General features: G+C 62.6%; 5 protein-coding genes and 1 pseudogene. 1 reads left to right on the top strand and 5 read right to left on the bottom strand.

All coding sequences use genetic code 11. The annotated features are described in order from the left end of the window. Positions 1–185: 185 nt before the first annotated feature. Complete coding sequence (locus EN859_RS31180; RefSeq protein WP_127856445.1) at positions 186–4,427, top strand: autotransporter domain-containing protein; 4,242 nt, start codon at positions 186–188, stop codon at positions 4,425–4,427. A 63-nt stretch (positions 4,428–4,490) separates the two neighbouring features. Here the strand turns inward: EN859_RS31180 and EN859_RS31185 are convergent, their stop codons facing one another. The 5 genes and pseudogenes from EN859_RS31185 to EN859_RS39780 form a co-directional block, all read right to left on the bottom strand. Continuing rightward, complete coding sequence (locus EN859_RS31185) at positions 4,491–4,724, bottom strand: hypothetical protein (protein ID WP_127856446.1); 234 nt, start codon at positions 4,722–4,724, stop codon at positions 4,491–4,493. Continuing rightward, entirely contained in the window at positions 4,721–5,110 is a 390-nt protein-coding gene (locus tag EN859_RS40570) for a transposase (RefSeq protein WP_127856447.1), read from the bottom strand. The genes EN859_RS31185 and EN859_RS40570 overlap by 4 nt, the downstream gene beginning before the upstream one ends. An 845-nt stretch (positions 5,111–5,955) precedes the next feature. Then, positions 5,956–6,801 (bottom strand): IS1380 family transposase, encoded by an 846-nt coding sequence (locus EN859_RS31195; protein WP_281015645.1) that lies wholly within the window; start codon positions 6,799–6,801, stop codon positions 5,956–5,958. 57 nt (positions 6,802–6,858) lie between these two features. Then, positions 6,859–8,379, bottom strand: a complete 1,521-nt coding sequence (ltrA, locus tag EN859_RS31200) for a group II intron reverse transcriptase/maturase (protein ID WP_127856448.1) — start codon at positions 8,377–8,379, stop codon at positions 6,859–6,861. 617 nt (positions 8,380–8,996) lie between these two features. Beyond that, positions 8,997–9,143 (bottom strand): annotated as a pseudogene (locus EN859_RS39780) (transposase); the annotation flags it as partial.

A 9,143-nucleotide genomic window follows, 5' to 3' on the forward strand; every position in this document is an offset into this window, starting at 1 on the left:
GTCGCAAAGCCGCTTTTTTGGGCGACATGTATCAAAGCGATCGATGGTGCCAAATCACCACAGTGCGCGGAAAAGGCACGGCAGTTCTCTCCAGTCCAATTCCGGTGCGGTCCTGCCCAAGACAGCAGCCGGTTCCGATGACATGTCAGCCTCAGGGCGAAACGACAGTCATGTCAGGGGATTAGATGCCGCAGAATACATTTGCAGGCCGCAAGGCGACGGGATTGAAGTATCTGTTGCTGACGTCGACCGCGCTAGTCGGTCTTGGCCAGCCGATCGCCGCAGCGGCTGCCGAGATCTGGACCGGTGCTGCCTCCACGGATTGGTTTGCCGCCGGAAACTGGAACCCCGCATCGGTTCCGTCAGCGGCCGATAATGTCACCATCGACACAATCGCCATCAACCCGACCGTCATCAACGCCGGAAATGCTTTTGCCGCCGGTCTCACCATAGCCGATGGCTTTTCTTCAACCGGCAATCTAACCATTTCGAATGGCGGCACTCTCACCAGCCAAGATGGCACCTTGGCGTATTCAGCAACCGCCAATGCGTCGGCAACGGTCACGGGTGCCGGCTCCTCGTGGAGTACTTTCGCCAATTTCGCAGTTGGATATGGCGGCACCGGTACACTGGACGTTGCCAGCGGCGGTGTTGTGAATGATCTCAATAGTTTTGTCGGCTACGTTTCCGGCTCCTCCGGTACGGCCACGGTTGATGGAGCCGGGTCGCAATGGAACAGCACGGGCAATCTCTATGTCGGTCTGGGCGGCATCGGCTCGGTGACCGTTTCAAATGGCGGCCTGTTGACGGATGATCTTGCAAATATCGGCGGGGGTTCCTCAGCATTAGGCGCCGTTGTGGTTACAGGTGCGGGATCGACGTGGACGAACGCTTCCCAGGTGACCGTCGGCGATCAGGGCACCGGGTTTCTGGACGTCTTCAGCGGCGCAACCGTAACGGATGTGACCGGCATCGTCGCTGCGAATGCCGGCTCCCACGGCACGGCGATGGTCGACGGTGCAGGGTCGACATGGACGAACACGGGCGATTTGACGGTCGGAAAGAGCGGCACGGGCGCGATGATCGTTTCCAATGGCGGTGTGGTCACCAATCACGATGCCTTTCTCGGCGAGAATGCAGGCTCCACTGGCACCGCAACGGTCGATGGAGCGGGCTCGAAGTGGACAACCAACAACCTGTTCGTCGGCAACTACGGCACCGGCACGCTGAGCATCCTAAACGGCGGCGCGGTCAGCTATGGCACCGGCTTTCTCGGCTATGTCGGAGGCTCAATAGGCACCGCGATGGTTGACGGTGCAGGGTCGAACTGGACCGGCAACTCCAGCCTGTACGTCGGCTTTAACGGCATCGGGACAATGAACATTTCGAACGGCGGCACGGTCAGCAATGCTGACGGGACCGTGGGCACGTACGCCAGTTCCAACGGCACAGTGTTCGTCGATGGTGCGGGCTCGACCTGGACAAACAGCTCCAACGTGCTTGTCGGCGATTTCGGGGCCGGTAGTCTGGCGATAACCCAGGGCGGCGCTGTCAGCGACAGCTGGGCGACTATCGGCGCGAAAGCAGGCTCGACCGGCATTGTATTCGTCGACGGTGCCGGCTCGACCTGGACCAACAGTTCCAATCTGGGTGTCGGCGATCTCGGCACCGGCACTTTATCGATTACCAACGGCGGTGTTGTCAGCAATGACTCGGGCTATGTCAGCAATACGGCGGGCTCGACCGGCATGGTGGCGGTCGACGGCGCGGGATCGAAGTGGACGAATAACGGCAATCTCTACGTCGGCCGTGCCAGCACGGGCACGCTGACAGTCTCGAACGGCGGCACGGTCAGCAATATCTCGGGCTACCTTGGCCTCGAAGTCGGCTCTGCCGGCACGGCGACGGTCGACGGCGCCGGCTCGACCTGGGCCAGTAGCGGCGATCTGCATGTTGGTGAGGGCGGCGCCGGCACGCTCCATGTCTCAAACGGCGGTGCTGTGTCTGACGTCAATGGACTTGTTGCGTTTGATATCAATTCCTCAGGCGTGGTAACCGTGGATGGCCCGGGATCGACCTGGACCAACAGCGGCTATCTTGGGGTAGACGGCAACGGCACCCTCGCCATTACCCAGGGCGGCACGGTCACCAGCAGCAGCGGCAGTGTAGGCAGCAATCCGGGAACGACCGGCACGGCCGCCATCGATGGCGTCGGCTCGAATTGGACCATCACCAACAGTTTGATCTTGGGAGTGGCCGGGGACGGTGTCCTTGCCATCAGCAATGGCGGCCTGGTGTCCGATGTCGATGGATTTGTCGGATACTACGGTGGTTCCAGCGCCTCGGCAACAGTCGACGGTTCTGGGTCCAAGTGGCTAAACAGCGGCGATTTATCGGTTTTAAGCGTCGGCACGGTGTCCGTCACCAATGGCGGCGAGATCACCGATACCAATGGCAAGGTTGGGACAAATGGCGGTGAGATCGGCACTGTCATGGTTGATGGCAGTGGGTCGAAATGGACGAACGGTGCGGACCTTTACGTCGGCATCGCCGGCACTGGCACCCTGACCGTCGCCAATGATGGTGCGGTTACGGTTGCCGGAAACCTGTTTATCGCTGATCAGGCCGGGTCCACCGGCACAGTGAACATCGGCGGCGCGGCCGGATCGGCGGCTGCGGCAGCCGGAACGGTAATGACTTCGGCAATACAGTTCGGCCCAGGTACGGGGACGCTCAACTTCAACCACTCCGAAACGAACTACGGTTTTGCCTCGGACATCAGCGGTGCAGGCGCGATCAATCAGCTCGCCGGCGTGACCAAGCTGACCGGCAATTCCTCCGGCTTCACCGGCACGACGAACGTTTCCGGCGGCGGGCTTTATGTCAACGGATCGCTCGGCGGTGCGATCGATGTCACCGGTGGCCTGCTTGGCGGGTCGGGCACGGTAGGCGACGTCACCCTTGCTTCTGGCGGGACCTTTGCGCCGGGCAATTCCATCGGCACGATCAATGTCGCCAACGCGAGCTTTTCGGCGGGTTCGGTCTATGCCGTCGAAGTGGAAAGCGGCGGTACGTCGGATCTGATCAATGCCAGCGGCGCAGTCACCATCGATGGCGGTTCGGTCAACGTCATTGCCTACCCCGACTACGCGCTCGGCACCACCTATACGATCGTGACGGCGGCAGGCGGTGTCACCGGCAGCTTCGACAGCGCTGCCTTTGCCGGCGGCACGATATTTATCGCACCGACGCTCACTTACGACGCCAACAACGTCTATCTCGATTTGGCCAAATTGAACTTCGCCGATCTCGGGCTGACGGCGAACCAGAAGGCCGCCGCGGCAGGCGCGGAATCGCTCGGCGCCGGCAATGCGCTTTATGATGCAATCTATGCACTTGGCACCGTGGCCGAAGCACAGGCCGCCTACGACGCGGTCTCTGGCGAAATCCATGCCTCGGCCAAGGGCATGTTGATCGAGGACAGCCGCTTCATCCGCGACGCCGCCACCAGCCGCATCAGCGCCGCCTTCGGCGATGTAAGCACTGCCGCCTTGCCGGTCATGGCCTATGGCGAGGGCGGGCCGGAAATGGCCGCCGCCGACACCGACCGTTTCGCCGTCTGGGGCCAGGCCTTCGGCTCGCGAGCAAAAACCGACAGCGACGGCAACGCCGCCGCCTTCGACCGCTCGACCGGCGGCCTGTTGGTGGGCGCCGACAGCCTGGTCGGCGACTGGCGCGTCGGCCTGCTCGGCGGCTACAGCCATTCGTCCTTCGACGCCGACGCACGCCGGTCCAGCGGCGCCAGCGACAACTACCATCTTGGCCTCTATGGCGGCACCAATTGGCGGGCGATCGCCTTCCGCACCGGCGCTGCCTATAGCTGGAGCAGCATGTCGACGAAACGCTCCGTCGCCTTCAACGATTTTGCCGACGCCCTGTCGGCCGATTACGACGCCGCCACGGCGCAGGTCTTCGGCGAACTTGCCTACAAGATGGATGCCGACCGGTTCCACTTCGAGCCGTTCGCCAATCTCACCTATGTCGACGTGAAGACCGACGGCTTCACCGAACAGGGCGGCGCCGCGGCGCTGACCAGCCAGAGCAGCAACACCGACGTCACCTTCACCACGCTCGGCCTGCGTGCCTCCACTGATCTGGGGCTCGGCGAGATCAAGGCGACGGCGCGCGGCACTCTCGGCTGGCGCCACGCCTTCGGTGATGTCACGCCGACCTCGACATTCGCCTTCGCCGGCGGCGATGCCTTCACCATCGGCGGCGTGCCTGTCGCAAGGGACAGCGCGGTGATCGAGGCCGGCTTCGACCTGCAGATGTCGGCCAATGCCACACTCGGCCTGTACTATGCCGGCCAGTTCGGCTCCCACGCCACCGACAACGGCGCCAAGGCCAACCTCAACGTCAGGTTCTGATAGGGACAGATTTGACAAGCTGGAGGGACAGCGCCCCATAGGCGCTAACTTAAGGCATGACGGCTATCCTTGCTGCAGCGGATTGGCTTTTGCGCCGTCTTGGCGGATCGCAGAGTGACGAATGATTTCGGTGAAGCGCGCAGAGATACTTGCCGGTCGCAGCATCATCAGTATGGCGTTGAGGATGGCAGGACGCAGGAGGCTATGCAGCCTCCAAAGAGACAGCGATTGCGCCATCCGTGGTTTCGTCTTCACAGGGGGAGAGTCGAGAACGTCGTTGACGGCCTCGTCGATCATCGCGCCAGGATCAGATGGGCCATGAGCCAGCTTCGGGCGAGCCGCTCATCGCGTGCGGGAATATTATGGATGCCCATTCCGCTCTTGAGCCGCTTGAAGGCGAGTTCGACCTGCCAGCGCAGCCGATAGGTTTGCAGAACCTTGTCGGCCGTCATCTCGTCGGCCGAGATTGACGTCAGCAGCATGACGAAGCCTGCCGCGGTGACGGTCATCGGCTGCAGTGTGTTGTTACAGCGGCGTCGCTGATGCCCCGCCTTGCCACTTTCTGTGCTTTCTCCGTGGCCTTCGCATCCTTGCGCTTGAGGATGAGCCTTGCCCGCAAGAGCGGCTTGCCTCGGCCCTTGCGGCGGCGGCCCGAATGCTCCACGAGCACGTCCATCTCGCAAACCTCACCGGGCTGCATGGGCTCATAGATGGCGTTCCAGTCCACCGGTTGCCCGTCGAGTGTAGTCAGCCGAACACTGGTCCAGCCCGTGCGTACAATGAAGTCGGCGCCCACCGACGCCACCTTTTCAAGGGACGGAGCGCGGGCGTAGGCGCGATCACCAACACAACGATGTCGCCTTGGCGAAGCGGAACACAGAAGCTTTCACCACCGTGGACGTCGCTAATCTCCAGATGCGTGAAGCGCGCAAGCGCAGGTTCGTAGGTGGCATGCAGCCGCCAGTCTGTGCCGGCCCTGCCGGGACGCGAGATCGAACTGCCGTCGGCAATGCGCAGCCGACGCCTGTCGGCGCGGCGCTTTTGGCGCAAGCGTTTTCGAGCAAGGCGCCTGCAATGCCGCCGAGCCAATCGGCCGCTCCGCGCAAGCGCTTCAAAAGCGCAACATCCGAAAGGCTCGCAACGTCGTTCACTCCGGCCCATGCGGCAGCCGAGCGCAGGCGCATCCCGCCGGGGCCATAAGCCAACGCCAGGCGCAGCAATGTCGCTGCGTCCGCAACATTGCGATGGCGCAGGAGCGCTCCCGTCGCCCGCGCCGTCGCGTCAAGATCAACGGATTGCGACAGCCTCGATATCAGAGCCTGCCAGTCGGCTTCGATGGAATCATTCGTTCGCATCTAGCCCGCTTTTCTCACCGCATCTGGCGTTAGGCGGTGTTTTGGCCTGGCCAGGTGCTGGCATGGTGCCCCGATCCCGAAGACGAGCGCAATCGGCGCCGCGTGCGTGCGGCGATTTGAGCTTGTGCAATGTATCCTCTGTTGTTGGCGGGAAGGGTTCGCGTCCTGCGGCGTCATCGGGCCGCGGCGCGTATTCGGGCGTGTGCCAGTGCGAATTCGTCGGCATAGGGACACGCCGAGGCCATCGCCACCTTGATGCGGCGCACCGAGACGCGGACCTGTGCGCCGATCTTCAGCAGCTTAAGCCTGATCGTGCCGCAGGTGGCCTCGGCGAGCCGGGTGTGGGCGAGACCGAGGCGACGCAAGGCGCAGATCAGGACATAGGCAAACGAGGCAAACCAAAGCCGCAACTGATTGGCGCGCATGGTGTGGGCGCTGGTGCGGTCAGCGTAAAGGTCGAGCTGGCATTCTTTGATGCGGTTCTCCATGTCGCCGCGGGCACAGTAGAGATCCTCGTAAAGCCCCCGTGCCGCCCAACGCTTTGGCTTGAGCGAGGTCACGACAAAGCGCGGATTGGCGCCTTGCGTCGTCCACTCGGCCTTGGCGACGATCCGCCGTCGGCGTGACCAGCTGTCTTTCGTCGACCACATGAAGTCGCGGAACACGCGCGCGGCCTGGTCGCTTTTCCTGGATGCCAGGCGAGCTTCCTGCAAGGCTGGAGCGATCTTCTTCTCCAGCCGCTCGTTGCGGGCAAGGCCAAAGACATAGTCGACGCCGTTGGCCTCGCACCAGGCCATCAGCTCTTCCCGGGCAAAGCCAGAATCGGCGCGCAGGATGATGCGCACTGCGCGCCACTTCTTGCGGATCTGGGTCACGATCCGCTCAACCTGCTCGACCGCGCCCTTGCTGGCGTCGATGTTGGAGCGTCGCAGCTTGGCCGCCAAAAGGTGCCGGCCGCAGAAGACGTAGAGTGGCAGGTAGCAGTAGCAGTTGGGTAGAGTAGGCGACGAGCGCCACACCGCCTTTCAGCGGTCGGTTTCTCGTCGCCCCTCCCCGAACCGGACGTGCGCCTTTCGTTACGCATCCGGCTCTCCAGAAGACATGGCAAAATCAGGCTTCCCCATCCATGCGAGGCGGTATCGGCAGACCGGGGTCCACGCGAGCAGATACTGCTCGACCGACCCTTCCCGCCAGACCCGCCATGTCGGGCGCACGCGACTGGGCAAAAACGCATCCCGCATGTCGCGCAGTCCCGCCTTCGGGCGTTTCATCCGCAGCCAACGCCACATACGATCCCGGACGTACCAGTCGAGACCGGTGAACACCCAGCCCGCATAGGCGCAGTAGCGGTAGTAATTCGCCCATCCGCGCAGGATGGGATTGAGCTCCCGGAGCTTTGTGCCAAGACCGACCATCACCGAGTTGCGCTTGGTGAGTTGCTTGACCTTGCGACGCAGATCGACGGCTTTCGCTTTGGGGATTTCTACGCGCGGGTCGTAGCCGTAGCGCTTGTCCCATCGCATGGCGACATGGAATCCGAGGAACTCGAATCCATCTGTCATGGCCGTGACCTTTGTCTTTTCGGGTGACAATTCGAGGCCCGTGATCGCCCGCAGATACTCGGCCAGCGCGGCTTTTTCCGCGATGGCATCCTTCTGCGTACCGGAGACCAGAACCACGAAGTCGTCCGCATAGCGGATCGGCAGGAACACGCAGCGACCAGCGTCACGGTCCCGGCTCCGCGCTTTGCGTGCCGCGATCACCCCGAGTTCGGGATTATCGGGCCGGGCCTTAGAGCGTTGACATGTCCACCGCTCGTAACGCTCCTCGATCGCACTGAGTGCGATGTTGGCGAGCAATGGCGACACAATCCCGCCCTGAGGGGTTCCGCTGTTCGTGCGGAGGAACTGATCTTCCGCCAGAACGCCGGCTTTGAGGAACTGCCCCACCAACCCCGTCACCCGCCGGTCGGCGATGCGTGCGCGCAGCCGGTTCATCAGGTGATGATGGTTGATATTGTCGAAGCAGCCCTTGATGTCCCCTTCGATGACCCAGTTGTACGGCATGCCCTCCCGGCGACCGTCCTTGCCGATCTTTTGCGGCAAGAGGGCACGCCGGATATGCTCCAAGGCGGCTTGCGTGCTCCTCCCGGGTCGGAACCCGTAGGAGACATGCCAGAACTGCGCCTCGAAGATTGGCTCCAGAAGCGTTTTGACCGCACACTGTACGACGCGGTCCTTGACTGTCGGAATGCCCAGAGGTCGGAATTGCCCCGGTTTACCGGCCTTGGGGATGAGCTTGCGCCGCGACGGACTGGGCCGATACCCGCCGGAGCGCAGTTCGGCCTGTAGCCGTTCGAGGAAGCGTTGCTCCTTGCCCTTCTTCCGGATGCTATCCGCAGTCACCCCATCGATTCCAGCGGCGCGTGCACCTCGGTTCGAGGCGACATGCCGCCATGCGTGACGAAGCATGCGGGTGTCGGTAAGCCATCCCCACATGTCCCGCCAAGCATCGTTGGGATATGCCTGACTCCACTGATAGAGTTTGCGTTGAACGCCGAGTATCCAAGCATCGTCGGCTTGGCGATCCGTGTCCACAGATCGTTCCTCCGTCTCGCGTGTCTATCGTCTTCCTGCTTCCCTTCGCCGTGTGCGTGGCTTTCCCACGCCCGGACTACTACGGAAGCTCCGCCCTCGGTGTCGTCCTTCTCCGGCCGCTGCGGCTAGCCCAGTTCCGTACTGGGCGGACAATCCGAGTTCCCGTGTTCCGATCTTCAACCTTCGTGTCGTTAGGTGGTGGGCTATACCCGTGGCGATACGGGAGATGGGCCAAGGAGAAGGCGTCCCATCTTGAGCACGCTATGCGCGCCCGGCAGTGGAAAGCGACTAGCCCCACCGCCTCGGATCGCTTGACCTCCGCCGCCATCACGGCCTGGGAGGCAGTCTTCCATGATACACGGGTTTCAAGCACCCACTTCGTTACCTCACCATGAACACTGTGGTAGCCCGGCGTACAGTTGATGGTCCGTACCCGGTTCAGTTAAGGCCGATCTGCTGATGACACCCCACCGGCAGCACCCGGTCGAGCTTCTCGGCCCCCTTCCGCCTGCTGTTCTCCCAGCAAGGGGGCGGCATTGCAGCCGCCGGTCAAAGATCAGCAAGTTTGGGAGATGTGTTCTAAATCATGTTCACCTCCCGCGCCGTCACGGCGCACAGTAGCCGTGGAAGAAGCGGCCTTCCTGCTGGCCGTGCAGCGGATCATCGGTGGCGTCGAGATCGAGCACGATCTCGCCTGGCGGCTTATCATGGGCTTCCAGGAACAGACCCACGAACAGGGCTTCCATCGCCTCCTTGTCGTAACG

Source organism: Mesorhizobium sp. M00.F.Ca.ET.216.01.1.1, assembly GCF_004010325.2.
GTDB lineage: Bacteria > Pseudomonadota > Alphaproteobacteria > Rhizobiales > Rhizobiaceae > Mesorhizobium.

What these genes read in the sequence shown, in the direction of transcription:
- EN859_RS31185 (WP_127856446.1), bottom strand. Translation starts at nt 4,724, where the DNA reads ATGATCGACGAGGCCGTCAACGACGTTCTCGACTCTCCCCCTGTGAAG.
- EN859_RS31180 (WP_127856445.1), top strand. Translation starts at nt 186, where the DNA reads ATGCCGCAGAATACATTTGCAGGCCGCAAGGCGACGGGATTGAAGTAT.